At 39.3% G+C, this 1,208-nt stretch carries 2 protein-coding genes; both read right to left on the reverse strand.

All coding sequences use genetic code 11. The features are described from left to right. The coding region (locus tag IQR33_RS34215; protein WP_228014108.1) for a YgjV family protein at window positions 1–257 on the reverse strand (257 nt) is incomplete at its 3' end. 96 nt (window positions 258–353) lie between these two features. Continuing rightward, entirely contained in the window at window positions 354–920 is a 567-nt protein-coding gene (locus IQR33_RS23950; RefSeq protein WP_193844124.1) for a Crp/Fnr family transcriptional regulator, read from the reverse strand. Between the last annotated feature and the right edge of the window lie 288 nt (window positions 921–1,208).

Here is a 1,208-nt window from a genome sequence, read left to right on the forward strand (position 1 = left end):
ATTATTAACGCAGAGGTTAAAAATAGAAACATCCACCTTCTCGATGTAGTAAAGATACTAGCGAAATAGCGAACACTCGCAAGTAACATTAAGCTTGCGGCGGTCCATCGCTCTAATAGAACAAAGTGGCCGCTAATCAAGATTCCAGATATACATAAGCAACAGACAATTTTTTGCCTTTGTTTAAATTGAAATGATATCAGGTCAAGTACGATGGCGATTGCTATCAATATTTGGGACCAAAGAAATGCCGACATGCTTCCCTACTACAGAATTTAAAATAAATATGGAGGTAGGATTATGCGCATATCTCCCAAAGTAGGAATTAACTAAAGTTAATTCCTACCTTATATTTAGCTTTTAATTCTGGCTTTCAATCTCGATAGGCTGACAGGGCTGATACCGATATAACTGGCTATCTGAATGTTATTAAGTTTGGCTAACCAATGTGGCCAATACTGCAGCAAGTGCCGATATCTTTGTTCAGGTGTGTGGAGCAATAGCAGGGCCTCTTTCTGCTCCTTGAATATTAACTGTTGTTGCAACAGTGTAATTCTGGCTTGTGAGAACGAAGGCAATGCAAGTAAATTCAAGGGGATCCTTACTACTTCTGTTGCAGTAATCGCTTCAATTTGATATTGGGCAGGCACCCCCTGTAACCAACTTGAATAGAGGAAGCATAGCTCATCTTTAAAGTAAAACTCTTTGCATCGCTCAAGCCCATTCTCACCGTAATGACAAGCTCTAAGTATTCCGGACATGATAAAATAGCCGTAGTCCTGCTGAGAGCCCTGTGCGAGCAAAATATCTGTTGGGTTTAGTGAAAGCAATCTAAATTGAGTTAAGAAGGGTTTAACCGTTTGAGGCGGAACACCCATCTCAGAGAAATAGTCAGTCACATTAGTGAATTTACCCAACATAAAAACAGGTCCCATATTTGCTTTATTTCGCCAAGCCTAACACATCTAATAATTAGAAATATCCAAGATACTAGTGATTATTGGTGACTTTCAAAGGTGACCACTTGTTTAGACGTTTCCAATGTAAAACCTTACCTAGAGAGATACAAACTGAGCTAGCTGTCTAAATCGGTTTTGTCCATTTTCGATTCAGACTTTCTCGGCTGAATATGTGACCGGCTGAGTATCCACATTAGATACCAGCCCGTTGAATCATTAAGGTATTTGGTTTTGCACTATATTTAGTAC

The organism is Vibrio sp. OPT46 (assembly GCF_015163535.1).
GTDB lineage: Bacteria > Pseudomonadota > Gammaproteobacteria > Enterobacterales > Vibrionaceae > Vibrio > Vibrio alginolyticus.